General features: G+C 45.8%; 27 protein-coding genes and 1 pseudogene. 13 read left to right on the plus strand and 15 right to left on the minus strand.

Annotation, left to right across the window (positions count from 1 at the left end):
- Positions 1–72: 72 nt before the first annotated feature.
- Positions 73–1,446 (plus strand): glycoside hydrolase family 47 protein, encoded by a 1,374-nt coding sequence (locus CPIN_RS27745; protein ID WP_012793200.1) that lies wholly within the window; start codon positions 73–75, stop codon positions 1,444–1,446.
- A gap of 56 nt (positions 1,447–1,502) precedes the next feature.
- Here CPIN_RS27745 and CPIN_RS27750 read toward each other — a convergent pair whose 3' ends face one another.
- Positions 1,503–3,929 carry a CshA/CshB family fibrillar adhesin-related protein gene (locus CPIN_RS27750; RefSeq protein ID WP_012793201.1) on the minus strand — a complete coding sequence of 809 codons (2,427 nt, stop codon included), beginning with the start codon at positions 3,927–3,929 and terminating at the stop codon, positions 1,503–1,505.
- Positions 3,930–4,237: 308 nt separating this feature from the next.
- On the opposite strand from CPIN_RS27750, the gene CPIN_RS27755 reads away from it, so the two are divergent.
- Positions 4,238–5,245: a DUF3592 domain-containing protein gene (locus tag CPIN_RS27755; protein WP_012793202.1), complete on the plus strand. Its 1,008-nt coding sequence runs from the start codon at positions 4,238–4,240 to the stop codon at positions 5,243–5,245.
- Between the two features lie 107 nt (positions 5,246–5,352).
- On the opposite strand, the gene CPIN_RS27760 is transcribed toward CPIN_RS27755, so the two are convergent.
- Positions 5,353–6,150, minus strand: a complete 798-nt coding sequence (locus CPIN_RS27760; protein WP_012793203.1) for a prohibitin family protein — start codon at positions 6,148–6,150, stop codon at positions 5,353–5,355.
- Between the two features lie 2 nt (positions 6,151–6,152).
- Positions 6,153–6,332 carry a hypothetical protein gene (locus CPIN_RS27765; RefSeq protein ID WP_012793204.1) on the minus strand — a complete coding sequence of 60 codons (180 nt, stop codon included), beginning with the start codon at positions 6,330–6,332 and terminating at the stop codon, positions 6,153–6,155.
- 88 nt (positions 6,333–6,420) lie between these two features.
- On the opposite strand from CPIN_RS27765, the gene CPIN_RS27770 reads away from it, so the two are divergent.
- Positions 6,421–7,221 carry a hypothetical protein gene (locus CPIN_RS27770; RefSeq protein ID WP_012793205.1) on the plus strand — a complete coding sequence of 267 codons (801 nt, stop codon included), beginning with the start codon at positions 6,421–6,423 and terminating at the stop codon, positions 7,219–7,221.
- 2 nt (positions 7,222–7,223) lie between these two features.
- On the opposite strand, the gene CPIN_RS27775 is transcribed toward CPIN_RS27770, so the two are convergent.
- A complete protein-coding gene (locus tag CPIN_RS27775) occupies positions 7,224–7,973 on the minus strand; it encodes a DUF434 domain-containing protein (protein ID WP_012793206.1) in 750 nt (249 codons plus the stop codon).
- A 163-nt stretch (positions 7,974–8,136) separates the two neighbouring features.
- Here CPIN_RS27775 and CPIN_RS27780 point away from each other — a divergent pair, with 163 nt between their 5' ends.
- Complete coding sequence (locus CPIN_RS27780) at positions 8,137–8,601, plus strand: DUF4268 domain-containing protein (protein WP_012793207.1); 465 nt, start codon at positions 8,137–8,139, stop codon at positions 8,599–8,601.
- 9 nt (positions 8,602–8,610) lie between these two features.
- On the opposite strand, the gene CPIN_RS27785 is transcribed toward CPIN_RS27780, so the two are convergent.
- The 6 genes from CPIN_RS27785 to CPIN_RS27810 form a co-directional block, all read right to left on the minus strand.
- The gene (locus CPIN_RS27785) at positions 8,611–9,489 is read right to left on the minus strand and encodes an NAD(P)H-binding protein (RefSeq protein WP_012793208.1); all 879 of its coding nucleotides are present in this window, start codon (positions 9,487–9,489) and stop codon (positions 8,611–8,613) included.
- Positions 9,490–9,587: 98 nt separating this feature from the next.
- Entirely contained in the window at positions 9,588–10,508 is a 921-nt protein-coding gene (locus tag CPIN_RS27790; RefSeq protein WP_012793209.1) for a helix-turn-helix domain-containing protein, read from the minus strand.
- A 58-nt stretch (positions 10,509–10,566) separates the two neighbouring features.
- Positions 10,567–11,292 carry a lycopene cyclase domain-containing protein gene (locus tag CPIN_RS27795; protein WP_012793210.1) on the minus strand — a complete coding sequence of 242 codons (726 nt, stop codon included), beginning with the start codon at positions 11,290–11,292 and terminating at the stop codon, positions 10,567–10,569.
- Position 11,293: 1 nt separating this feature from the next.
- Entirely contained in the window at positions 11,294–11,770 is a 477-nt protein-coding gene (locus tag CPIN_RS27800; protein ID WP_012793211.1) for a sterol desaturase family protein, read from the minus strand.
- A gap of 34 nt (positions 11,771–11,804) precedes the next feature.
- Positions 11,805–12,632, minus strand: coding sequence for a phytoene/squalene synthase family protein (locus CPIN_RS27805; protein WP_012793212.1), 828 nt, complete (start codon positions 12,630–12,632; stop codon positions 11,805–11,807).
- A complete protein-coding gene (locus CPIN_RS27810; RefSeq protein ID WP_012793213.1) occupies positions 12,616–14,109 on the minus strand; it encodes a bifunctional phytoene desaturase/3,4-desaturase in 1,494 nt (497 codons plus the stop codon). Before CPIN_RS27810 ends, CPIN_RS27805 begins: the two co-directional genes overlap by 17 nt.
- A 279-nt stretch (positions 14,110–14,388) precedes the next feature.
- Between CPIN_RS27810 and CPIN_RS27815 the strand changes: the two genes are divergently transcribed.
- Positions 14,389–15,273 carry a MerR family transcriptional regulator gene (locus CPIN_RS27815; protein ID WP_012793214.1) on the plus strand — a complete coding sequence of 295 codons (885 nt, stop codon included), beginning with the start codon at positions 14,389–14,391 and terminating at the stop codon, positions 15,271–15,273.
- A gap of 122 nt (positions 15,274–15,395) precedes the next feature.
- On the opposite strand, the gene CPIN_RS27820 is transcribed toward CPIN_RS27815, so the two are convergent.
- The 4 genes from CPIN_RS27820 to CPIN_RS39500 are packed head-to-tail and all read right to left on the minus strand — an operon-like array spanning position 15,396 to position 17,231.
- Complete coding sequence (locus CPIN_RS27820; protein WP_012793215.1) at positions 15,396–16,367, minus strand: NAD(P)H-quinone oxidoreductase; 972 nt, start codon at positions 16,365–16,367, stop codon at positions 15,396–15,398.
- Between the two features lie 35 nt (positions 16,368–16,402).
- Complete coding sequence (locus CPIN_RS27825) at positions 16,403–16,864, minus strand: SRPBCC family protein (RefSeq protein WP_012793216.1); 462 nt, start codon at positions 16,862–16,864, stop codon at positions 16,403–16,405.
- Between the two features lie 6 nt (positions 16,865–16,870).
- Positions 16,871–17,071 carry a winged helix-turn-helix transcriptional regulator gene (locus tag CPIN_RS27830; protein ID WP_272867905.1) on the minus strand — a complete coding sequence of 67 codons (201 nt, stop codon included), beginning with the start codon at positions 17,069–17,071 and terminating at the stop codon, positions 16,871–16,873.
- Entirely contained in the window at positions 17,040–17,231 is a 192-nt protein-coding gene (locus tag CPIN_RS39500) for a winged helix-turn-helix transcriptional regulator (RefSeq protein ID WP_272867906.1), read from the minus strand. The genes CPIN_RS27830 and CPIN_RS39500 overlap by 32 nt, the downstream gene beginning before the upstream one ends.
- Before the next feature lie 135 nt (positions 17,232–17,366).
- Between CPIN_RS39500 and CPIN_RS39695 the strand changes: the two are divergent.
- The 6 genes and pseudogenes from CPIN_RS39695 to CPIN_RS27855 form a co-directional block, all read left to right on the plus strand.
- A pseudogene (locus CPIN_RS39695) lies at positions 17,367–17,597 on the plus strand (NAD-dependent dehydratase); the annotation flags it as partial.
- Between the two features lie 13 nt (positions 17,598–17,610).
- On the plus strand, positions 17,611–17,817 hold the full coding sequence (locus CPIN_RS39415) for a hypothetical protein (protein ID WP_245552041.1): 207 nt from the start codon (positions 17,611–17,613) through the stop codon (positions 17,815–17,817).
- 210 nt (positions 17,818–18,027) lie between these two features.
- Positions 18,028–18,921 (plus strand): helix-turn-helix domain-containing protein, encoded by an 894-nt coding sequence (locus CPIN_RS38765; protein ID WP_222838154.1) that lies wholly within the window; start codon positions 18,028–18,030, stop codon positions 18,919–18,921.
- 82 nt (positions 18,922–19,003) lie between these two features.
- The gene (locus CPIN_RS27845; protein WP_012793218.1) at positions 19,004–19,231 is read left to right on the plus strand and encodes a putative antibiotic biosynthesis monooxygenase; all 228 of its coding nucleotides are present in this window, start codon (positions 19,004–19,006) and stop codon (positions 19,229–19,231) included.
- Between the two features lie 12 nt (positions 19,232–19,243).
- Positions 19,244–20,143, plus strand: coding sequence for an NAD(P)/FAD-dependent oxidoreductase (locus CPIN_RS27850; RefSeq protein ID WP_012793219.1), 900 nt, complete (start codon positions 19,244–19,246; stop codon positions 20,141–20,143).
- A gap of 78 nt (positions 20,144–20,221) precedes the next feature.
- Entirely contained in the window at positions 20,222–20,818 is a 597-nt protein-coding gene (locus tag CPIN_RS27855) for a short chain dehydrogenase (RefSeq protein ID WP_012793220.1), read from the plus strand.
- Between the two features lie 89 nt (positions 20,819–20,907).
- Here CPIN_RS27855 and CPIN_RS27860 read toward each other — a convergent pair whose 3' ends face one another.
- The gene (locus tag CPIN_RS27860) at positions 20,908–21,798 is read right to left on the minus strand and encodes an SDR family oxidoreductase (protein ID WP_012793221.1); all 891 of its coding nucleotides are present in this window, start codon (positions 21,796–21,798) and stop codon (positions 20,908–20,910) included.
- A gap of 152 nt (positions 21,799–21,950) precedes the next feature.
- Here CPIN_RS27860 and CPIN_RS27865 point away from each other — a divergent pair, with 152 nt between their 5' ends.
- A complete protein-coding gene (locus tag CPIN_RS27865; protein WP_012793222.1) occupies positions 21,951–22,544 on the plus strand; it encodes a Crp/Fnr family transcriptional regulator in 594 nt (197 codons plus the stop codon).
- A 138-nt stretch (positions 22,545–22,682) separates the two neighbouring features.
- Positions 22,683–24,833 carry a GH92 family glycosyl hydrolase gene (locus CPIN_RS27870; protein WP_012793223.1) on the plus strand — a complete coding sequence of 717 codons (2,151 nt, stop codon included), beginning with the start codon at positions 22,683–22,685 and terminating at the stop codon, positions 24,831–24,833.
- Positions 24,834–24,850 lie beyond the last annotated feature (17 nt).

Consider the following 24,850-nt stretch of genomic DNA (forward strand, 5'->3'; position numbering starts at 1 on the left):
CGTAAAAAATATATTTGTTAGCGCAATAGTATGAACGGTTTATTACTTTCGCAGATTATAATTTAGCATCCGATGAAAAAATGTATTGTGGCTGCCGCAGCCATGATCGCCTACCTACCTATGAAAGCCCAGCAAGCGGAGTTATCGCTAAGCGTCAAACAGGAATTTATCAGATCCTGGGATGCTTACAAACGATACGCCTGGGGCCATGATGTATTATTGCCGCAAACGAAAACCTACACGGACTGGTACGAACAGCCGATACGTATTTCGCAGATTGATGCATATAGCACCATGAAAGTGATGGGCCTCCAGAAACAGGCCAGAGACATTGAGAAGTTTGTAACAGATAGTTGCAACTTTGACATAGACGTTTACGTAAAGACCTTTGATGTCAATAATCGCGTACTGGGAGGACTCTTATACATGTACTCCTGCACACACCAGCCTAAAATACTGGAACGCGCAAGAGACTTTGGAGATCGCCTCTTAAAAGCTTTCAGATCACCGACAGGAATCCCCTATTACTGGGTCAATCTGAAAACCGGTAAAGTGAAAGGCGAAAAGGTCAATACCGCAGAAGCAGCCGCTTATACACTTGAAATGGGCATCCTGAGTTATTACACAAAGGACCCGAAATATTATCAGGCGGCGAGGAAAGCGACAGAAGCCATATACGGCAGACGCTCAGCCCTCAACCTTACCGGCAACATCATCAACAATGAAACCGGTGACTGGCTGGAAACCATCAGTTGTATCGGCGCAGGAGGCAGCGCTTACTATGAAAGTATGCTGAAAACATGGCTCCTGTTTAAAGATGAAGCACTGAAAGAAATGTGGGAGAAAACCATTACAGCCGTACATCAGTATAACGCAGAAGAAAGTGACACCGCAATATGGTACCGCAGAACGGACATGTATTCAGGGGAAACAAAGAATACAACTGCGACAGGTTACGACGCATTCCTGCCAGCTCTTTTATGTATCGATAATGATGCAGAACAGGCAGCCAGGGTACACCGGACCTGGAATAATCTCTGGAAACAGTATGGGATGATTCCGATGATCTACGACTTCCGCCGGCAGCATATCACGGCAGCAGCGTACGACCTGAATCCCGAGATCATCGAGTCAGCCTGGTACCTGTATGATTACACAAAAGATACCGCCTATCAGCAGATGGGCAGACAGTACTACAGCGACATATTGCAGTATTGCAGGGCAGGCGCCGCATTCACTGGCGTAATGGATATCAGAAGTAAACAGCAGCAGAATAAAATGCCGGTCTATTTCTTTGCAACAACAATGAAATACCTGTACCTGCTCTTTACACCAGACAGTGGATTGAATACGCTTGATTACGTATTCACAGCAGAAGGAAACCCGTTTAAAACGGATGAATTCAAAGCGGCAGAAACAGCCAGACGTCTGGGCATTAATCAGTAAGTTAACCAGTCTATATACAGGAAGAGGCTATCTCATTATTGAGATAGCCTCATTGTTTATCTGGCAAGTACAACAGTGCCTTTACGTATGACATCCCCACAGATCGTCTTCGCTCTGATCATATAGATATAAGTGCCCGCAGGCTGTACCATTCCTTTAAAAGTGCCATCCCAGCAATGACCAGGATAACGTGTGCTGAACACCCTGAAACCGGTTCGGTTAAATACGCTGAATTCAAACGTACTCGTCTCCCCCCAGAACTTCATACCAAAACAATCATTCCGGCCATCTCCATTGGGCGTAAATGCCGTTGGCAAGGGGTAACGGGTAAAAGCCAGCGCAACGTCCACATTCACCGTAATGGCTTCTACCTGGGTACACCCATGTACATCCATCACCGTCACCTCATAAGTGGCCGATTTAAGCGGCGATACGACCGGATTAGCCACGAGGTTATTAGAGATAGCCACCGCAGGTTGCCAGTTGTAATAAACGCCTCCTTTTGCCACCAGACTCACTTCAGGATGTGCGCAATCTATATCGCCTGATTTTGATACTGACGTAACCGGCAATTCATACACTTTAATCGGTACAATAAACGTATCGGATACTGCACAGGTGTGATGCTCCATATAAATCTTAAAAGTAGAATCACAGACAGGCGCCACCGTGATAGACGCATTAGTAGTCAACAACGAATCCCTGTCGGTATACCACTGAAACACATCCCCTCCTTTGGCCAGGATATCTACTGTCTGTCCCAGACACACCACCGGCGTATCCGGTATCACCTTAAACTCAGGAGAAGGATTTACACGGATATTGATGACCGCTTTATTGGTACAACCATACATCGTCGTCGCTGTAGCAGTATAACTGGTACTGACACCAGGTGTAGCCACCGGATTGGGAATAATACTGTTGTTCAGCGAACTGTCAGGCCACCAGGAATAAGTAGCCGGTACATCAGAGATTGCATACAGCTGTAATGAATTACCGGAGCAGATCGCCGTATCACTTCTCTTGCTGAATACAGGAGAAGGATTGACGTAAACAGTCAGACTCGCCTTTCCCGGACAACCATAGGTATCTACACCATTCACCGTATAAGTAGTCGTCACCATCGGTGTTGCCACCGGATTCGGAATCGTATCTGATGACAGTCCGGCGGACGGCGACCACTGGTATTTAATACCACCGCTCGCATTCAGCTGTGCAGGTTTACCCGCACAGCGTACCATGTTGGAAAGTGTATTGATATTAGCGGCACAAGGTGCTTTAATATGCACGAGATAATCTTCTACCTCCCCATCAGGCGCAAAGCCTGTAGGTGTTTTCACTGCCTGCTGATCTGTCGATAAACGAAAACGGAAACCATATTGTGATACGCTTCCCGTAATAAATCCATCCGGCAATCCCGTCCAGCTGATTGTCGCAATAGTTGCATTAGGAGGCACGACTGCTGTAGTCATTTCTGCGAGTTCAAATGCCCCATTCCGGTTATAATCAAACCATGCAGAGAGATATGCATTTTTACCCGTTGTATTACTCAATGGTATATTCACCGTATAACTACCACTACCGGTATAATCATGAAATGCACTGATCGCTTCTTCATCCTGTCCATGCAGATTATCATTCGTCATACCGACAGAATCAGCGTCACCAGCCACACTACCCAGTTTCAGATCAGATTGTAAACTGGTCAGCGGAAATGGCGCCTGATAATTACAAGCGTTTTGCGTACTATACATCAGCTGATGAAAAGCATGACCATAACTAACCGGCAGATCACCTTCATCTACTTTGGCGATGATACCAAAGGCCACTGCACTGCTGCCATGACCGGTACGCAATAAACCGACATCTAATTTAATGGGAACACCGGAAGGTACGTCTGTAGCGACTACGGGCAACTGACCTATCCCCTTTGTTCCGCCATATGTTTCTGATATTGTCACTATTGCAGTGCCACAACCTGCAGCCGGATTATTTACCTGCGTGGAAGTACGCAGGAACTCGATGGATCGCCAGTGTCCTGCAGATGTCGTCAGCACCAGTGTTTCCAGCGAACTCGAAGCTTCTGCGTCTGCTGCTACCAGCGTAAAAGCAGCTGGTCTCCCATAACGTGTAGCATTGGCTGTTATAGTAAAACTACTGTTATTGAAGTTGTTAGGCACCGACAGTGCCGGTCTCATAGCAGTGTCAGAGAAATCATACAGATTCTTCAGGAAAGCATAACCCGACATATTCATCACGGCTGGCGAAACAGGTGTGCCGGTAACATCAGAGATGGTGATTGTGACAGATAATCCGTCAGCTGTTGTCATTGTTCTGGTTGCTCCATTTTCGATTTTCATACCTGACCAGTCTATCCACCACACTACTTCCTTCAGATGACCCGTTCCACTGTCCGCATATTGCGCAAATGACAGGGTATGAAATAATAACAATAATGAGGGTAGCAATAAAAATTTAGGCATTCGGTTTATATTATAGGGATCGTCTTTCAATCTATAGATAGGTCTCTTCGGCTAACTGTCTCATTCTCACAGAATAAGCCCAAACGTGCTACTACTAAGGCTTTCAGGGAGGCTCATGTGTAAAATACATAAAATAGTATATAAAAACATAATTTAAAATGAATCCCTTACGGACAATCATATATTAAAAAATGTATATTTGCAGACTGTTTATAGCAGTCTGTGGGACAAATCCTTGAAGACCTGAAGATTAGAAATATCCTGAAGAACCGAAACTCCCTGCAACCGTACACTACAACCCTATACATATGAAAAGAAGAATCACCTGGGGCGTTCTGCTCCTCCTCACGTTCCTGACATTCTATTTCTGGATGCCTGCTGACATGTACCTTGTTATGCCTGTTTTCCTGGGCATCATAGGCGGTCTGTTATGCTTTCTCTTTCTTGTACAGCTATTTGCTGATTTTCAGGACATTGATGAAATAAAGGAATGGGACAGCACACCAAAGTACTGGTATCACAAAATCACTTTCCTGTTTATACCAGGCGCTATTGCACTGATAATCATCTTCTCCATGCACTACACAACGCTGGAAAACAAAGAACTGAAACAGTTCGGAGAAACAGTACCGGCAACGATTGTAGATGGTTATTACAAAAGCAGCTCCAAAAGCAGCTCCTATAAACTGACGATTTCCTACATTACGAAAAAAGGGAAACCGGTGCGTACACAGAAAGAAGTAAGCAGCGAACAGTACCATGCAGCAAGCAAAGGACAGCATGTAGAAGTGATTTATTCTACCAAACATCCTTCACTCGTGAAAATATTACTGGGTGAAGAAATGATCAGAGAATTCACAGGTATCAGCAGCAGAAACATCAACCTGACAGATATGTCTGATATACTGGATATGTCCGGCGACAGCGTACTGTATACATTGAATAAGATCAGCTATCGCTGGAGCATTGCAGATGATGACAGCAGCAGTTATGTGAATGAACATAAAGATCTTTACATGAGTGTAACACCACACGGCAGCGTCACCTATGTATCACTGGGTGAGAATATGAGACAGATGTTGCAGGAGATCAAAAAATCAGGTTTCAAACAAGATTCAGCCAGTGCTAACGCAGTCAGTGAAGGTGAAGATGAAGGGATGTTCCGCCTTTATACAAAAGGAGACCTGAAACTGGTGGTACGTACCAAAGCCCTCGATATGGATAAAAGCAGCAGCTCTAATGAAACCAGCATCGCCGCTATGGCAAAAATGTTCAATAAAGAAATGGGATTGGTCGTGACGATGTTCAGAAACTAATCCTCTTTTTATAATTTTCAATAACAGCAAAGGGCTGTACTGCCATATGGCAGTACAGCCCTTTGCTGTTATTGAAAACGCTCTTTTTTTATATTCTGATGCGTTTATTACTGCACATTCTTGAAGAAGGTCGGAGAACTGCCATATAAAGCCGTTTTTCCGTCCCATTTTTCGATGAACTGTTGCTGAATGAGCAATGGAGTCAAAGACTGCTGACGCAGCAGATTTGCCTTTGCTTCTGCCTCTGCCTGAATAATGAGCTTTTTCGCATTCGCTTCTGTTACCCTCAGCTCATTTTCAACCTGCATCGCCTGCTGTACAGCCCTGTTTTTCGCGTCAATCGCCTGTGTGATCGTCTCAGGATACTCGATACCGCTGGTCAGCTGCTCCAGGTCAAAACCTTCCCTTTTCATGGATTCAGACAATTGTATCTGTACCGCATTCTCAAATCCTTCCCTGCTGCTGATCATGCTATCAGTCGTATACTTGTTGAACTGTATACGGAAAGCGTCTCTTACATAGTTGTATAAGGTTGTCTTTGTGATTTCATCGATACCCTTACGGTATTTCTTGAAGATCTCGGGGCTTTTACCCGGCAATACACGGAAAGTAATGGTAGGATCTACTGTAAATACGGACCCATCCTTTGCATTCACCGTAAATGGATTATAATCAGCTGTCTGTACGAAGATCGGGAATTCATACACGGATTCAGTCAACGGATTGTACCATACCCGTCCTGTTACCAGTGAAATATCCTGTACCCCTTTATCAGTACCATATTGTTTTACTCTGATACCTTCATGACCGGCATCAATTCTCGTGCAACATAAATTACAGAATACAGGGATTACAACGACCACAATGACCAACAGGACAATCGATCGGATTTTTTTCTGGTTCATACTTAAAATTTGAATTTTAATAACTTGTAAAATGCGTAGTGTAGAATAATAATTACGAAAATGCTGACAATACCGCCGAATACGGCGAGATCACTTGGCGCGGTTAGCAAACTTGCAACCCATGTCCAGGCATAAATATCCAACAGGATGATCGCCGGCACGGATAAGTAAATGATTTTCATGTTCGTATAGGATTAATACGAAGGTAATACATTTTGAAACACCAATGAGTTGCTTTTTGTACTTTTACACTTCCCTAATCTGTGAGAAATGTTTAAACCAATCGTTGCCTTCGCTCTTCTATCTGCACTGCTGTTGAGTTGTCAAAATCCACAGCCGGCATCGCCAGAGACGGCAGAAAAGAAAAAATTTCACCTGCCGGTTATAGTACAGGATTCTTCGCAGGAAAAAGTAACGCTCCTGGAAATAAAAGCTGTAAACCCGGTATCCTTCCCGTTGATGGGTAAGTATCGATTCTGCGATACACTGAAGCTCCAGAATGAAGGACCGTATATGGACGCTATTAAACAAAGCGACATCATTCACGAAAAAGGTAGCATTGGCATATGGGATTCTCTCAACACAGACGGTTTTCAGATTTTTGCAGATTACAAAACTTCGGTTCATTATCGCAATAATCCATACGATCAGACGCGGTTTTACTTTCCGGTGTATATAGTAAATGAAACAGATGCAACAAAGCTCTTTTTTGGGAAAGACCGCCATGCCTGGGGAGTACAGGAAGCTAAAGATACGTCCGACTATGCTCATTGGTACGCCATCGAATGTCCCTCATATGACTTTTGCGGTAACGGCAATTTCGGTGTTAAAGTCGGTCCGGGAGAGTTTATCGTACTTATTGTCCCAAAATACAATGGCAGCCAGACCGGTTCAATGAGAGTAAGAGTGCAGGTAGATCATACCTCGTATGTTTCACTTCGATATGAAGGCTCCTACCATCAGGAACAATTCCGTTTCGATATGTCACACCCAAGTCTTTACCCTGCAAGGGTTTCCCGGTCTTTAATAGATTTTGGTATTTATGGGGCAGCATTTAAACGATTCAAATAACATCAGTACAATTTTTTGCTTTGCACAGGTACCATATTCACCTGATTATGCAGCAGCTGTTCAATAACATATGCACCCAGGTTAAACCAGGCTGTACATTCATCCAATATCCAGGCGTCTGAACTGCATATCAGGGCCTGACTATCGATCAGGAATTTATCAGGAGAAGCTTCCAACACCGCCTCCCAGGTGAAACCATGTTGTGCAGCCAGCTCATAACAAACGCCTTTCATCTTACCGCTATTGGATACAGGTGCGTCAAACACCCAGGTCACCTTTGCTGCCCCCAGTTCACGCAAAGCATTACCCGCCAGTAACAACGCAGCTTCCGTCTGATCTACTTTCCGGTAAGATCCGTGAACAGAGGATATATCCCGGAAACAACCGTCCAGTCCGCGGAACACAAAATTACCCGACAACGCCGTTTCCAGCAGGATCAATACGTTAAACGCATCCAGGTACACCGCTTTATCTTTCAACGCAGCCGCAGACACCTCTTTTCGCTTTCTGGTCTCCAGCTGTACCGCTGAACAGGCCATTCCCTGCAATGCCGTCTGCTGCCGTTTTACCAGCTGATGCCTGTTGCCCACTAAGGCCAGCGACGCCTTAAAAGGATACTCCCTGCTCAACAGGAAATACATATCCTCCAGCCCCTGCTGCAATTGCTGCTGCGCTTCCGGTGTACCAAACAGCTGACTGTCTTCCTGATACTTTTCCCTGTCTTTTGTTGTCTTTGAAAATTCCTGTTCCATAGTTAAACTGGCTGTTGAGACAAGATAAAGGACTCCATGAGTCATTTCGCAAATATTCTATGCTGCAGGTCCTTTTGAGAAAGATAAGGACCGATTCTCTCAACGATCGTTTTTCAGCAGGAGTGAACTATCTTTGAAGCTGTGAATATAGCTAAGCGGATACATGTACACTAAACAGGAAGTTTCAAAACTCAAACAGGCATTCTGGACAAGCTTCGGCAAATACATGAAGCCAATACTTTCAGCAGATGGTGATGTCATCAGCTGGTCCAATTACAAAACCGGCATCTCCGGTATCAGCTTCAAGATGGATGCTGATAACAGAAATGCCAGTATTGCGATCGTTATTTCGCCGGCAGATCCGGCACTACATAAAGAATTCTATAACCAGTTCCTCCTGCATAAAGGCATGTTGGCGGCCGCTCTCGGTGAAGATGACTGGCAATGGGAAGCCGATACGACAGATGAATATGGCAGAGACATCAGTAAAATCAGTAAACAGCTGGACAATATATCTGTGCTCCGTTCGGAAGACTGGCCCGATATCATTTCCTTCTTCAAACCTCGCATCCTTGCACTGGATGAATTCTGGAGTATGGCCAGATATGCATTCGAAGCTGTGATGTAAGTGGCCTGCTTAGAAGGCAGCAGCCAGTTCTTTTACAAAATCCTCCAGTTTCACCTTACCCCATACAGCCGGCGGATGTTTGTCAAAATCTTCCCGTAAAGCACCGTTATGTGTGCTCTCGTTAAGATCTGCCAGATTATCGACCACATGCGGTGGAAGACCGGCTCTTTCCATACCTGCTTTTGCCTGCTCCTTCGTAAAAAGTTGCCATTGCAGATCCGGTTTTCCGATAGCAGCGCCCAGTACGCGGGCCACCTCATTACAACCACGTTCATCACTCACCACATAACGCACGTTTACTCCACCACCTATACTGGTTAGTTCCTCTGCTGCCGCATGGGCAATATCAGTTGGATAGACCATCAATAGCTTATCTTCTCCGCCATAATTCGATCCCATAAAACCCTGATGTTTGATCATATCCACAAACCCATACAGGTTGTAAAAGAAGAAAGTAGGCCGTAAAAATGTGATCGCTACATCTGATAACTGACTTAGTATCTGCTCGGAATGATGCGAGCCGAGAATAAAGCCGGTTCCCTGACTCCGGTGTGCGCCATAACTGCTCAGGTGTACCACACGTTTCACACCTGCGTTACGGATCGCGGTGGCATAACTATCCGCAATACGGCTGTAATAAGCGATCTGGTCTTCCGCCGCAAAATTAGGCGGTACCATCGCATATACCGCATCTGCACCGGCGAATGCAGTACTCAGAAAGCCGGCATCTTCCAGTGATCCGATAGCAGCCACAGCACCCAGTGTTTCAATTTCCTGCTGCCTGTCTGTATTACTGCTGATCACCGTCACCTGATGTCCTTGCTGTATTAATTCCTTGGTCAGTGGTTTGCTGATATTACCCAGCGATCCTGTTACTACAATTTTCATAATTGATTCGTTTTTGGATGGAAACTTACCATGCAAAAGTCCGTATGAACCGATAGACCGATGTAGTAGAATCTATTTTTGTTGTAGCCAATTCTTAGCTAATTGAAAGAATGCCGGAATTCCAGGGGAGAAAGGTTCGTTTTACTCTTGAATAATTTACTGAAGGACTGAGAATGTTCAAACCCCAGTTCATAGGCTATTTCGCTGACCGATAGCTCCGTTGTGGATAGTTTTTCTTTTGCTTTCTCGATCAGTTTATCGTGTATGTGTTGCTGCGTACTCTGTCCTGTCAGCATCTTCAGCAAACCGCTCAGGTAATTGGGAGAAACATGCAGGGTATCGGCTACATACTGCACAGTGGGCAGTCCTGCCTGTTGTATCGCCTGACCGGCAAAATATTCGTTCAGCAGACTTTCCAGGCGGTCCAGTATCTTATGGTTGCTGATCTTCCGTGTAAGGAATTGACGATGATAATACCGCTCCGCATATACCAGCAGCAGTTCTACCTGGGCAATAATGACATCCTGGCTGAATTTATCGATATTAGAGCAGTATTCCTGCGCTATCTGCTGCATGATCCCCATCACAGTCCCCTCTTCCTTTTCAGACAAATGCAGCGCCTCATTCACCGCATAACCGAAGTACTCATACTGCGCGATCTTATTGGCCAGCGCCGTATTCCATAGAAAATCCGGATGGATCAGCAGTAACCTGCCGGAATGCTTCAGCTCCTCCTCGTCTTCCCGCTCGATCCGTATCACCTGACCAGGAGCGGTAAAGGTCATCAGCCCTTCATCAAAATCATATTCCTGCTGCCCATACTTCATCCTGGCATTGAAATTCTTTTTCAGGGCGATGGAGTAAAAATCCAGCAACAGACTGACAGGCTGATCTCCCGGTAAATGTTTGATCAGGGTAAAATCAATTACACTGATCAGGGGATGATCAGGTTTGGGAATACCCATGAACTGATGATATTCCGTAATTGTCTTTATGCGCTGATGTCTTACCTGTTTCATGCCCTTTGCGTTAAACGAGTAGAATAATATACCGCACAAAGATAATCAAAAAGCCTCCTCAGCTACCTTCCCGGAGCGGACTGTATGTAACGGACTCCCGCTTGCCTGCCAGCAAATACTCATACAGCGCCACTTCTACGCCTATCAATAGCAAGCCATACGCAATGTCTTCCAGTGGAATGGTCATCAGTCTCGGACCCGCAATCTCGGCAGCATTATACCAGACAACCGGTTCCTGTATCCAGGAACCGGTCAGGAGACCATTTACTATCAGAAACGGAATCAACATGAACGCGTAACATATATAGAAACGGTCCACCCATTGGTTCTTATACAGGATGGTCACACCAAAAAGGAACAAGGACATCAGTAATAAGGTGAGAAAAGTATAACTCTTTTCACTGTATATATATGCGATACACAAACCCACGGCTATCAGTCCCCATGAAATAAGCCTGGTCAGTATACCTGGCAACCGCAACTTCGGCCAGAGCGTAAAAATACTATGATAGGAAAAGAGACAGGCATAAGGGATACACAGGAAAAACAATACTTCCTCCAAGGGCAGATTGAATACAGATACACCTGATACATACTTAGGATTAAATCCCCACACACCTTTGGCCGTAAAAAAACAATCCCAGCAGATAAAAAATAATCCAGGGATAAACAGGGCAGGCAATAACGCACCCCAATGCTTATAAAATCTCAGCTTAGGATGAAAGGAGAAAATAAAAGGCACGGAAATAGACGCCAGATCTATCGTGAGATAAGTATACCACATCTCAGGAATAACTTTTTTCTTTATTGAAAGCATCTCTCAGAAAACGTACCGGGAAAAACAACATCCCGAAACACTCTCCTTTTTCTTTACCTAAATGTTTATGATGCATCTTATGCGCACGTCTCAGCGCACGCAGATAAATATTATCTGATTGTCTCAACCAACGGAAACGCTGATGTACAAAAACGTCATGCACCAGAAAATAGGTAGCGCCATATAAAGTGATGCCGGTGGCGATCGCGATCAGATATGGTAAATGCTGTAATGTACCAAACAGAAACAACAGCATTCCGGGTAAGGCAAATATCACAAAGAAGAAATCATTCTTCTCAAAGAACTGTCCCTCTTCTTTACGATGATGATCTTTATGCAAAGACCACAAAAATCCATGCATAATATATTTATGCGTGAACCACGCTACCATTTCCATAAAAACAAATGCACCAAGCCCCGCCAGTATATAAGATAGTAATAGCATAATCCTTTTCTGTATAGTAGATTAACAATGATCTTTACCTGACCTGTAACAACATCGTCTGCAACATAATACCAATCTTATGGCTGTTGGCAACACGAATCCTTTCCGTCATAATTTTCTGTGGAGGGAGGTTTCTGATCTTATTGAACAAGACCCTGTAATAGGCATATGCCAGATATACACCCTTCCGGGAAGACATCGGTAATGCCTTTATCCCCTCAAGCGCTTCATTGAAATCACACTCAATTTCAGCTTCGATCGCAGCCTTATCCTGACAGGAAAAATTGTTAAGGTTAATCTGCGGGAAGTAATGTCTGCCTAGTTCCTGGCTATCTGTTCTTACATCCCGCAGAAAATTAACCTTCTGAAACGCAGCGCCCAACTTCATTGCCGGATACTTCAACTGTTCATACGACGCATGGTTTCCGTCTGTAAAAACCTTCAGACACATGAGTCCAACTACTTCAGCCGAGCCAAGAATATATTTTTCGTAAATACTTCTTGTGTAAAAATGCTGATGCAGGTCCATTTCCATACTATCAAGAAATGTATCTATCAATTCCTGCTCTATATGATATTGATGAACGACCTGCTGAAAACTGTTTAAAATAGGATTCAGACTGATCCTGTCTTCTATGGCCCTGTAAGTCTGCTCCCTGAAGTCTTTAAGCAAAGCGGCCTTAGGATATTCATGAAAAGAATCTACTATTTCATCGGCAAAACGCACGAAGCCATAAATGCCATATATAGGCGCATGATATTTACCGGCAAGCAATCGTATCCCAAGAGAAAAGGAGGTACTGTAAGCTTTTGTTGTAAGCTTACTGCAAGCGGCACTAACCCTGTCAAATAACGCTTTCATAACGAGATACTTTTTGTTTTGAGATATATTCCGCCACCACCTGTCCGGAAATAATTGCCGGTGGCACACCTGGTCCCGGCACTGTCAGCTGACCGGTAAAAAATAAATTGGTAATCTTCTTATGTCTGATAGATGGCTTCAGAAAAGCGGTCTGCCCCAATGTATTGGCAAGACCATACGCATTCCCTTTAAATGCGCTGTAATCAGCGATAAAATCTGTACATGCATAACTGCGGGAATAGACAATCTGCTGCGTTATATCTTCTCCGCAGAATGCTTCCGTTTTCCTGAGTACTAATTGCAGGTACTGATCTCTTATGTCCGGTGTATCCAGCAGACCAGGAGCCGTAGGAATGAGAAAAAACAAGTTCTCCATACCCGGGGGTGCTACAGTAGCATCTGTTTTTGAAGGACAGCAAAGATAGAAAAGCGGTTTCTGCGGCCATTCAGGAGCATTATAAATGGCTTCCGCGTGTTGCCGGAAATCATCTTCAAAGAAAAGATTATGATGCTGCAGTCGTGCAATCTTCCTGCGCACGCCGACGTAGTAGATAAGACAGGATGGCGCCATTACGCGCTTCTCCCAGTACTGAGCACTATAATTGGCTTTTCCGGATGGCAACAACTGACGGTCTGTATGATGATAATCTGCTCCCGACACGATGACATCGGCAGTCAGTTTTCCCCTGTTGGTCCCTACACCCGTTATACGACTCCCCTGCACATCCATTCCCTCCACAGTAGTATTCAGCATAATACGTACACCTGATTCCTCTGCCAGTCTGGTAAAAGCACTGACCAGCATATGCATCCCGCCTTCCGGATACCAGGTACCCAGCTTCATATCAGCATAGTTCATCATGCTGTACATGGCAGGAATCCGTTCAGGAGTAGCGCCGAGGAACAAAACAGGGAACTCAATGATTTTCAACAACCGTTCATCTTTGAAATATTTCCGGGCATGATGACTGAAAGACTGTAACATATCCATCTTCAGAAAAGAACGCATCACTTCTCCGTTACACAATTCAAGCACATGCAATCCTGGCTTCCTGACGTAGGCCGACATTGCTGTGTTATACTTATACTCCGCTTCCTCCAGGAACTTCTCAAGACGGGAACCTGCACCAGGCTCAATCCCTTCAAATACGGCCTGTAATGCGGCAAATGAAGACGGCAGACTGACCTGCTCTCCCTTCCCGAAAATAACCTGGTAAGAAGGGTCCAGCCGCTGCAGGGTCACATAATCATCAATCGAACGTCCATGCTGCCGGAAGAAATCCGCTGCCACTTCTGGCATCCAATACCAGCTGGGCCCCATATCAAACCTGAATCCCGCTGCCTCAAACATCCTTGCCCGCCCGCCAGTCTGATCATGCCGCTCAACCAATGTCACGGTATAGCCCTCTTTCGCCAGACTAATAGCTGCCGAGAGTCCTGATAAACCTCCACCTATGACAATCGCGGTACTGGCCATATTTTGTTTAACTATTTTATTAAATTCTTAAACAAATGTATTGTTTAAGTTTTGAAATAAAAAATTAAACAAAATATATAGTCAGCTGTTTTCATTTGGCCGAATTGCAGAACCTGGAAGCTCATGTACATAGCTTTTACGAGGGTTTTCAGGTTGAAAATCAGTAAAATTGGAAACAGCAAGTCGCATATCGCTGTTGAAGATGCAGGAGAAAAGGAGTGCTTTTTGTTTAAGCCCACAACATATTATTATTACATTGCGCTCTGAAAACAGGTGGTTATGGCAACTGAGAACTATTCAATAAAGGATCTGGAAAAACTGTCCGGGATCAAAGCGCATACGCTGCGGATCTGGGAGAAACGCTATGGTATCATTAAACCAGGTAGAACGGATACCAATATCCGGTATTATGGCAATGAGGAACTTAAAAAGATCCTGAATATCAGTCTGCTGAATCAGCACGGGTATAAGATATCCGCTATCAGCGAAATGAATGACGAGGAGATTGCGGAGAAAGCTTCTTCCGTTGGATTATTCAGTCAAAACGGCTCCACTGACGAAAACCTGCTGCTCAGTCTCATAGACATGGATGAACAGCTGTTCAATATCACCTTTTCCGGACTGATGATGAAAAGAGGTTTCGAAGACACCATCATTTCCTCGATTTTCCCTTTCTTCCACCGGATCGGCATTATGTGGCAGGCCGGTACGATCAATCCGGCACAGGAACACTTCTTTTCGAATCTTATCAGGAGTAAGATCATCATGGCCACAGAAGCACTCAATAAACATCCCGAAACCAATGCAGACGTGGCGCTCTTATTCCTCCCTGAAGGAGAATTGCATGAAATAGGATTATTGTTTTATAACTATGCATTAAGGGCAAGGGGCTACCGTACCATTTATCTGGGGCAGTCCGTCCCTCATGACAGCCTTTACCGGGTGATCACGATATGCAAACCCAACCTGATTGTTACAGGCATGACCAACCCTATTACCTCCAAAGATTTCATGGCGTTCTCTCAGCAGCTTTGCGAATTCGCACCAGGTCTGAATATCTACTTTACAGGACCTATCCCTGCCGGTGTCCGGGACATACTCCCTTCAAATGCACGCTCAGTAAAGGACCTGCTCTCTCTGATGCAGATCACACAAAAAGCCTGAGGCCCCTCCCATTTTAATACGCATCAAAAAAGGACCACTGCCTGCAAGACAATGGCAGTAGCAACATATCCCAACCTGTAACGGTGATCCTTCAGATAATTCTGTCTGAGGTGGATGAAATCTCAGGAAGCCGTCAGAATGAGCTTTCCGATATGCTCGCTGCTCTCCATGACCCGGTGCGCAGCTGCCGCTTCTTCAAATGGGAAAAGACTGTAAATGACCGGTTTAAATTGTCCGGTATTAAGCAGCGGCCATACATGTTCCAAAATATCTTCAGTGAGGGCTTTTTTATAAGCATATTCCCGGCCTCTCAAAGTACTGCCGGTGATTGACAGGCGTTTACGCATAACAAGACTCAGATCCAGTTCCGTGCGGTTACCGCCCATCGTGTTGATGTACACTAAGCGGCCTTCTTCCCGTAGTATACGGAGGTTTTTAGGCAGGTATTCCCCTCCGACCATATCAAGTATTACATCCACCTTTTCATCGGCTAATTCCTGCTCAAAATCACTGCTTTTATAGTTGATAAAGCGGTCGGCCCCCAGTTCGGTACAGGCGACGCCCTTCGCTTCCGATCCCACGGTAACGATTACCCGGCTTCCCAGGGCATGTGCCAGCTGAATAGCCGTTACGCCGATACCACTGGAACCACCGTGTATCAGGAAGGTTTCTCCCCGCTGCAAACGGCCTCTCTGGAACACATTCGACCATACCGTATAAATGGCTTCCGGCAAGGCGGCTGCTTCCGTAAAACTATAACCCTCCGGTACCGGCAGACATTGTCCTTCCAGGACGGCTACTTTTTCCGCATAACCGCCACCGGCCAGCAATGCACAGACCCGATCCCCTGCTTTCCATCGGGTAACGCCCTCCCCGCAGCTGATAACGACACCTGCTACTTCCAGTCCGGGAATATCAACCGTCACACCCGGAGGAGGCGGATATTTACCCTGTCGCTGTGCTACATCTGCACGGTTAATACCGGCTGCTTTTACTTCAATCAGCACTTCTTCTCTTCCGGGTACCGGATCCGCATAATCTTTCCATTGCAAAACTTCCGGGCCACCTGCCTGTGTAATGACTGCTGCTTTCATATCCTTAGTAATGGGTTTATATAATGCTTAATGGGTTATTCTACATATGCCGCCAGCTTCTCCAGTGAAGAGGCGGTACCTGCTTCATTGTCTTCCGGACGGATGCCCGGAGGAATATCACGGAAGGAAAAGCTGACCTTCGTGTCCTCTCCCAGTGCTTCCAATGTAACCTCCATGATCATCTCACCTTCAAAGGCAGGGTTATCCGTATCAAAACGAACCGCCTGTATGATCTGATGCGGTGGATCCAGCTTTACAAAACGTGCACTGAAACGGTCTTCTTTTCCTTTCGTCTTTCCTTTGGAAACTTCGTCCGTTTCCGCATAGAAAAGCGACATGGTATAACCGCCTCCCTCTCTGCCATCAAAGTCGTGGACCTTCGCTGTCATATCGTCCGGCGCCTGCCAGCTGGCCAGTGCCTGCGGATCGGTTAACGCCTGATAGATTTTTTCCACAGATGCCCTGATGACCCTGCTGTTATGAGAAGTGTTTTTCATCAGCTTTTATTTAAAGGCGCCTTCCTTGTCCTTAAAAGACCATTCCGCCATCGCATGAATAACCGGTAGCAAACCTTCACCGGCTTTCGTCAGCCGGTAAGTCACATAAGGCGGTACACCGGTTTTGATTCCCTGATCAGCAGATTGTCTGCCTCCAGCTGTTTGAGATGCTCGATCAGCATCTTTCCGTAATGGCAGGTATCGCACGTTTCAGTTCACTGTACCGTTTGTGCCCGGTAGAAAGTTGCCAGAGAATGATTGGTTTCCAGTAACTACCGATCTTTTCCATCAGATGCGTTACCGGACACTGATCCAGCGCAAACTGTTTATTCTCCTGAATTGTAGAAGATGTTTTTACCATTCCCATGATACATACTTTGGAGTAAGTACTTGTCAAAAAGTAAGTACAAAAATACCTTTGTTTCAGCAAAAACAAAAGCACACATGAAAACTACAATTTCAGGTTCCCTCGGGGAACATCGGCAAATATCTGACACAAAAACTGGTAGCAACTGGTCATGAATTAACAGTTATCAGCAGCAGCGCAGACAGAAAAGCAGCCATCGAAGCATTAGGCGCCGCTATTGGCGCTGTAAGCGACGCTACATTTCTGAAAAATATCCTGACAGGCACTGATGCACTCTTCGCAATGACGCCTACTAAAATGGGTGGCAGCAACGTCATCCAAAATACCATAGATGCCGGTAAAGCCTTCGCCGAAGCTATCAGCGCAACACACGTGCCACGTGTCGTCATGCTCAGCAGCATTGGTGCAGATCATGCCACCGGCAATGGCCCTGTCGCCGGCTTATTATATATTGAAGAAATATACAGACAACCGGAAGGTAAACACCTCCGTTACATTCCTCCGTGCAGGTCTTTTCTATACCAACTTTTACAATGATGTGCCACTGATCAAAGGCATGGGTTATTATCGGCGGCAACTATCCTGACTCCCCAGACCTGCCTTTCATACACCCTGCCGATATCGCGGTTGTCGCAGCAGAAGAATTAGTACATCATCCTGCTGGTAAAAATATACGTTATGTTATCAGCGACATCTGCACGCCGGCGGACTTCTCCAAAGTACCGGGCGCTGCTATCGGCAGGCCGGAACTGCCATGGGTGGAGTTCACACAGGGAATCAGGAAAAGTGCTTACTTTTGCCGGAAGTCATTCAGGCACTTTCCCCCTCTTCTATGGACAGCATACCTATCAGACATATTCATACGACGCCGCAGCAACAGGAAAGCTCCTATCGCTTCAGCATCCGGAATGTACAGAACTTACTGGCCGGCGAAGACATGCACGAGTCATTACACCGGCATGACTTCTTTTACCTGCTTATCCTGAAAAAAGGTAGTGGTCAGCATCACATCGACTTTAAATCCTACACTATTGAAGGGCATTCCCTTTTCCTGGTACGTCCGGGACAGGTACATGAACTCACTTTACACGCCGACTGCAGCGGCTACCTGCTGCAGTTCAGTGAAGGTTTCTATACTGCCCAAGACCAGCAGAACAGACGCCTCCTCCGCAAAGCCGGCAGCATCAATCACTATACCTTCGATGCCCGCAGATTTCAGAAAATAACAGGCATCCTGCAATATATCTCCGATGAATACACGCTGCAGGAAGAACGTTACCAGGAAGCGATAAAAGCAAATCTTTCATTTCTCTTTATCGAACTGCTGAGAGATCAGCGCCATACCGCCTCCACCAAGGAACCGCGCTATTTTCAGGAGCGCCTGGATACCTTCCTCGAACTCGTAGAAACACACTTCGTCGAATACAAACAGGTATCCCAATACGCTGCCATGATGCACCTGACCACCTATCAGCTCAACGCCATCACTAAACAAACACTGGATAAAACCTGCTCTGAAGTCATCAACGATTATATTATCCTGGAAGCGAGAAGACAACTCCGTGCTACCACTGAACAAATCAATAACATCGCCTTCCGGCTGGGTTATGAAGACGTCTCCTATTTTATCCGCTTCTTCAAAAAACACACGGCTTATACACCCGATGCTTTTCGGCAGAATTGCAGATAAATCCCATTGAACTACATTTTTGTCCTACACCTGATAGCCGCTACCGGTCTACTTTTGCATCGTACAAAGTAATCACGCAGCTATGACGACAAAAAACAGACTGATCGCTTCGCTAAAGATCTGGATAGTGATTTATCCATCCATCACACTGTTTCTTTATCTCTTCGGACCAACCATGTCTTTACTACCACTATACCTGAGAACATTCCTGCTCACCATCATCCTGGTGCCCTGGATAGTATTCGCAGGATTACCCCTGCTTGAACGCCTCCTCAACATGCGTCAGGTGAAGAAAACAAAGAGACAATAAAAACAGTGTAGCATGATCAATGAAAAACAAACAGACGTCATCATCATCGGTGGCAGCTATGCCGGTCTTGCAGCAGCAATGGCATTGGGCAGGGCATTGAAAAATGTCATGATCATCGACAGTGGCTTGCCCTGCAACAGGCAAACGCCTTACTCCCACAACTTCCTGACACAGGACGGACAGACGCCGGCAAACATCAGCGCCATCGCCCGGCAACAGGTAGCGCAATACCCTACCGTACAATTCCTGAATGACCTTGCCACAGATGCCGTGCAAACCGGAACAGGATTCAATATCCGTGTTGCCTCGGGTGATAGCTTCCAGGCACACAAATTAATCTTTGCAACAGGTATCCGCGATATACTGCCTGACATCAACGGCTTATCTGATTGCTGGGGTATTTCGGTATTACATTGTCCCTTCTGTCATGGTTACGAAGTAAGGGAGGCAAAAACCGGCGTCCTGGGTGACGGCGACTATGGACTTGAGTTCTCCCGTCTTATCCGTAACTGGACGACTGATCTGACACTGTTTACCAATGGCAGTGCTACACTGACGCCCGAACAATATGCTCTCCTGCAGCAACAGCATATTCCTGTTGTTGAAAAAAGGATCCGCGAACTGGTACAGGAAAATGGCTATATCCGCCATATTGTTTTCGAAGACGGAACAACTGCTCCCCTCACGGCGTTATATACACATGCCCCCTTTGAACAACATTGTCCTTTACCGGAAAAGCTGGGTTGCGCGTGCACAACAGAGGGGTATCTCATAACCGATCACACACAACAAACGACTATTCCCGGTGTTTTTGCCTGCGGAGATAATACGACTCGCTTACGGACAATAGCGAACGCCGTCTCTATGGGTACAGCAGCCGGTATTGCCGTTACAAAATCAATTAAGAATTAACCCGGAGATCTCCGCTGCATTCCAATTCTTAATTATTAATTCTCAATTGTTAATTATTAAAAATTTAAAACTCACGTAATGAAAATCATCCTCATCGGCGCATCCGGCACGATCGGCAAACACATCGCTGCTTCACTGGAAAAAGAACATGAAATCATCAGAGTAGGATCAAAAAGCGGCGTAATACAGGCAGATATCACCTCCCCGGCATCAATAGAGCATCTGTTCAAACAGACAGGTCCTTTTGATGCACTGGTAAGTACGGCAGGAGATGCGCATTTCGGTCCGCTGAAAACAATGAACGATAAAGAGTTCAGAATAGGCGTCAACAGTAAGTTAATGGGGCAGGTCAACCTGGTACTGATCGGGCAGCATTACATCAAACCGAAGGGATCTTTTACGCTGATATCCGGCGTCCTTTCACAAGACCCTGTATTGAGCGGTGGAAACCCTGCGGCCATGAACGGCGCCATAGAATCCTTTGTACGTGCAGCCGCCATAGAACTGGAAAATGGAGTTAGAATCAATGCCGTGAGTCCGACGGTTGTGGAAGAGTCTCCCGAATATTTTCCATATTTCCCGGGACATATACCGGTGACTATGAAAGAAGTGATAGCCGCTTATCATAAGAGTATACTGGGCGCAGGCACCGGACAGGTGATCAAAGCTTATTAAACAGAAAAGAGGCTGTCTCATTGAGCAGCCTCTTTCTTGTTTGGATAGTTGATGGAATCAGTTAGCCATACCTTTTTCTGTTTTAATCTTTAAAAGTAAGTGCCGTTCTCCAGATCGGCTACCAAACCAACATGCTCCGGTTTCCAACCCAGCCATACTGCTGTTTGTTGCGCAGAAGCAGGAATGTTCAGGGATACAAACATCCCCAGCCAGCCAAAATGAGCAGCAGCGTCATCCTTCTTTACGGATTGCAAAGGAAGGTTCAGCTTCCGGCTGATCACTCCTGCCAGGTCTTTTACAGATACCCCTTCATCTCCTACTGCATGGAAGACGGGACGTCCGTTTCCTTTTTCCAGCGCCAGTCTGAATACCTTTGCCGCATCCAGTCTGTGTACGGCCGGCCAGCGGTTTTCACCGTCTTCTACATAGGCAGCAACCCCTTTTTCACGGGCAATACCGATCAGCCCGGGAATAAACCCACGATCGCCATCACCATGTACGGAAGGAGGCAAACGTACAATAGACGCCTTTACACCTTTAGCCACTGCTGCTGCAGCCGCTTCTTCAGAAGCCACCCTTGGAATCGCAGCAGAGCCGACAGCTGACAGATCAGCCTCAGTTACCAGACGACCAGGCGCAATAACGCCTGTTCCGGAGGTGATGATCAATGGACGGTCAGTACCTTCCAGTCCTGCACTTAATGCTTCAATAGCGAGTCTGTCTGTTTCACAGTTCTCTTTATATTTTGAAAAATCATGGATAAAAGCCAGGTGGATGACGCCATCTGAAGCGGCCGCACCCTGTTTTAAGCTATCAAGGTCTTCCAGTGAGCCGTAATGTACAGCTGCACCCGCTGCTTCCAATGCCTTCGCAGATGCTTCTGAACGGGCAAGCCCCGTTACCTGGTGACCTGCGGCAATTAACTCCTGAACAACAGCCGAGCCGATAAATCCTGATGCGCCGGTTACAAAAACTTTCATAGTTGTTTGCTGATTTGATGAATGCCTTAATTTTCATCACAAAATTCCGCCGGAAACGGCCCCTGAAACAAGGACATTTGACACAAATTTTCGAGGTCATTTGACCTAACTTCGCTAATTTCAAGGAAAGGAATCAGAAAGGGCATCTATCAATGTTTGAGACATTCGAAGCATATATCACCGCAAAGGGGCATTTTACCAGGGAAGAGCTGCAGCTCATGCGCTCGCTGGCAATCGTCAAAAGGTACCGCAGAAGACAGTTGCTGCTCAAGGAAGGAGAAGTCTGTCAGTATAAAATGTTTATCACAAAAGGACTATTAAAAACCTATTGTCTGAAAAACGACGGTACGGAACATATCATGCGCTTCGCGCCGGAAAACACCTGGACGACCGATCATGAAAGCTTCTCAAAACAGATCCCTTCCAAAGCTAATATCGAGGCACTGGAACCTACAGAAGTACTGCTGTGGACACAGGATAGTCTGGACAGGATCATGAAAGCCGTACCTGCCTTCAGAACTTATCTTGACGCACTGATCTCCAATACTCTCAATTCCACCTACGAAAGGATACTCATGAACATCAGTTATACTTCGGAAGAAAAGTACCAGGACTTCATCAGTACTTATCCGGATATCTTCAGAAGAGTACCTTTACACATGGTGGCCTCTTACCTGGGCGTTTCAAGAGAGACCCTGAGCAGAATAAGACACGCCCAGCTGAAACAACAGAAACTGGAACCTTAACCTCCATAAGTGCACCATTCTGCGCCGTTTATACCGTCTTCCTCCATCTTTCACATAAAAAGTTAGGATTTCTCTGCCCTGCTGCCTATTTTGGTGCCACAGGTCCATTTTAATTGAAATTTCCACAAACATCCTATCATGACAAAAAGAACAGGGTTTCTTTTACTGACACTCTTATTAGCCCGAACGGACGGCTGGAGCCAATCGGCGCCGCCAAAGTATACGCAATACGTCAATACATTCATTGGTACAGCCCCCCTGACAGATCCAAAGATTCTTGGCTATAAACTGCCGGATGGCTGGCGCTCATGGGCTGGTCTGACATTCCCGGGTAGCTCCCTGCCGAATGCCATGGTGCAGTTAAGTCCGATGACCGAATATGGCTCCGGTGCTGGCTATGAATATGAAGACAATATCATCTACAGCTTTACCCATACCAACAAAGGCCACTGGAACCTATGTAATATTCCGGTACTGCCAATGTCTAATCCAACAGCGCCCTTTAAATCGAAGTTCTCCCATCAGCGGGAAAGTGCGGCGCCTGGTTACTACCAGGTGTACCTGGAAGACTATGACGTGAATGTCAGCCTGACTTCTACCCTGCGCTGCGGATTTCATAAATATGAATATAAAAATGAAACCGACAGACAGATTCTCTTCGACCTCGCTAAATCCAACAACAGGATCTCCGAATGGCATATCGATCAGGCAGGTGATTTCGCCATACAGGGATATCAGCGGGCAGGTGGTAATATTTACTTCTATGCCGTGCTGAATAACAAGATCAGTCAGCTGGAGAAGAACGCAGAAAGCACCCGTGATGGTTATGCCATCGTTCACCTGGCAGATGGCAACAAAGGACCAGTAGAAATGAAAATAGGCTTGTCCTTTGTCAGCACAGAAAATGCGAAACAAAACCTGGAAAAGGAAATAGGGCAGCATTCCTTTGACGATATCCGCCATGAAGCGACTGACAAATGGGAAAAACTGTTGTCTGCAGTAGAAGTTAAAGGTGGTACTGAAAAACAGCGTACCATGTTCTATTCCTGTTTGTACAGATCATTCCTCTGGCCGGCCCTCCGCAGTGATGTCAACGGTGAATTCAGCGATGCCAAAGGCAAAGTAGTGAAAGCAGATTTCAACTATTACACAGAACCTTCTCTCTGGGATACTTATCGTAATAAAGATGTATTGCTGGGATTGATCTCTCCGCAGGTAACACTGGACGTGATCAAATCCATGAAAGATGTAGGCGATAAAACAGGCTTTATTCCGACCTTCTTCCATGGGGACCATGGTACTTCTTCTATTGCCGGCGCTTACCTGAGAGGCATCGATAATTTCGACATAAAAGGCACCTACGCCACCTTACTGAGGAATGCGAATGTGGCCAATGGCGCCAGACCATTCGTAACCGAGTATATCGAAAAAGGATATATCTCCGACCCGGATATCGCAAATCCGCATGTAGAAACCAAAGCAAAAGCAGGTGTGTCTAAAACACTGGAATACTCTTATGACGACTATTCCCTGGCACAGATCGCGAAAAAACTGGGCGATACGGCCAACTACCGTATCCTGATGGCGCGTTCAAAGAACTACAGGAATATGTTTGATCCTTCTACCCGCTTTATGAGAGGCAGACTGGAAAACGGCGAGTGGATCAAAAACTTCAATCCGCAATACCCTTACTATGAATATATGTACAGGGAAGCCAACGCATGGCAGGTCTCCTTCTTTGCACCGCATGATATGCCGGGATTGATTAAACTGTATGGCGGTCCGAAGCCCTTCGAATCAAAACTGGATTCCCTCTTTACCGTACCCTGGAATCCAAACTATATCGCCAGGAACGTAGAAACCATGATCGGACAATACTGTCATGGCAATCAACCCGACCATGAAGCGCCTTTTGCCTATTACTTCATCAACAAACCGGAGAAGTCTCAGAAGATTATCGATACGATCCTGAATAGTTTGTATGGTGTGGGAGATGATGGTATCGCGCTCTGCGGAATGGATGATGCGGGAGAAATGTCAGCATGGTATGTATTCTCTGCTGCCGGTCTGTATACCTTCTCCGCAACAGATCCGGAGTACCTGGTAACAGTACCGCTGTTTGATGAAGTGAAATGGAGAACCAGCACCAATAAGATACTGACGATCACCCACCAGGGTAAAGGCAGAAAGATGACAGCGATTAAAGTAAATGGTAAACCGATTAAAGGATACTTTGTACCACATGACCTGTTCAAAAATGGCGGGAAAATTGAGGTTGTAACAAAGTAAATAATGACATTAAATAA

Origin of the sequence: Chitinophaga pinensis DSM 2588 (assembly GCF_000024005.1) — a bacterium.
Lineage (GTDB): Bacteria > Bacteroidota > Bacteroidia > Chitinophagales > Chitinophagaceae > Chitinophaga > Chitinophaga pinensis.

Coding starts and splice junctions, on each gene's coding strand:
- CPIN_RS27745 (WP_012793200.1), top strand. CDS start 73: ATGAAAAAATGTATTGTGGCTGCCGCAGCCATGATCGCCTACCTACCT.
- CPIN_RS27750 (WP_012793201.1), bottom strand. CDS start 3,929: ATGCCTAAATTTTTATTGCTACCCTCATTATTGTTATTATTTCATACC.
- CPIN_RS27755 (WP_012793202.1), top strand. CDS start 4,238: ATGAAAAGAAGAATCACCTGGGGCGTTCTGCTCCTCCTCACGTTCCTG.
- CPIN_RS27760 (WP_012793203.1), bottom strand. CDS start 6,150: ATGAACCAGAAAAAAATCCGATCGATTGTCCTGTTGGTCATTGTGGTC.
- CPIN_RS27765 (WP_012793204.1), bottom strand. CDS start 6,332: ATGAAAATCATTTACTTATCCGTGCCGGCGATCATCCTGTTGGATATT.
- CPIN_RS27770 (WP_012793205.1), top strand. CDS start 6,421: ATGTTTAAACCAATCGTTGCCTTCGCTCTTCTATCTGCACTGCTGTTG.
- CPIN_RS27775 (WP_012793206.1), bottom strand. CDS start 7,973: ATGGAACAGGAATTTTCAAAGACAACAAAAGACAGGGAAAAGTATCAG.
- CPIN_RS27780 (WP_012793207.1), top strand. CDS start 8,137: ATGTACACTAAACAGGAAGTTTCAAAACTCAAACAGGCATTCTGGACA.
- CPIN_RS27785 (WP_012793208.1), bottom strand. CDS start 9,489: ATGAAAATTGTAGTAACAGGATCGCTGGGTAATATCAGCAAACCACTG.
- CPIN_RS27790 (WP_012793209.1), bottom strand. CDS start 10,508: ATGAAACAGGTAAGACATCAGCGCATAAAGACAATTACGGAATATCAT.
- CPIN_RS27795 (WP_012793210.1), bottom strand. CDS start 11,292: ATGTGGTATACTTATCTCACGATAGATCTGGCGTCTATTTCCGTGCCT.
- CPIN_RS27800 (WP_012793211.1), bottom strand. CDS start 11,770: ATGCTATTACTATCTTATATACTGGCGGGGCTTGGTGCATTTGTTTTT.
- CPIN_RS27805 (WP_012793212.1), bottom strand. CDS start 12,632: ATGAAAGCGTTATTTGACAGGGTTAGTGCCGCTTGCAGTAAGCTTACA.
- CPIN_RS27810 (WP_012793213.1), bottom strand. CDS start 14,109: ATGGCCAGTACCGCGATTGTCATAGGTGGAGGTTTATCAGGACTCTCG.
- CPIN_RS27815 (WP_012793214.1), top strand. CDS start 14,389: ATGGCAACTGAGAACTATTCAATAAAGGATCTGGAAAAACTGTCCGGG.
- CPIN_RS27820 (WP_012793215.1), bottom strand. CDS start 16,367: ATGAAAGCAGCAGTCATTACACAGGCAGGTGGCCCGGAAGTTTTGCAA.
- CPIN_RS27825 (WP_012793216.1), bottom strand. CDS start 16,864: ATGAAAAACACTTCTCATAACAGCAGGGTCATCAGGGCATCTGTGGAA.
- CPIN_RS39500 (WP_272867906.1), bottom strand. CDS start 17,231: ATGGGAATGGTAAAAACATCTTCTACAATTCAGGAGAATAAACAGTTT.
- CPIN_RS27845 (WP_012793218.1), top strand. CDS start 19,004: ATGACGACAAAAAACAGACTGATCGCTTCGCTAAAGATCTGGATAGTG.
- CPIN_RS27850 (WP_012793219.1), top strand. CDS start 19,244: ATGATCAATGAAAAACAAACAGACGTCATCATCATCGGTGGCAGCTAT.
- CPIN_RS27855 (WP_012793220.1), top strand. CDS start 20,222: ATGAAAATCATCCTCATCGGCGCATCCGGCACGATCGGCAAACACATC.
- CPIN_RS27860 (WP_012793221.1), bottom strand. CDS start 21,798: ATGAAAGTTTTTGTAACCGGCGCATCAGGATTTATCGGCTCGGCTGTT.
- CPIN_RS27865 (WP_012793222.1), top strand. CDS start 21,951: ATGTTTGAGACATTCGAAGCATATATCACCGCAAAGGGGCATTTTACC.
- CPIN_RS27870 (WP_012793223.1), top strand. CDS start 22,683: ATGACAAAAAGAACAGGGTTTCTTTTACTGACACTCTTATTAGCCCGA.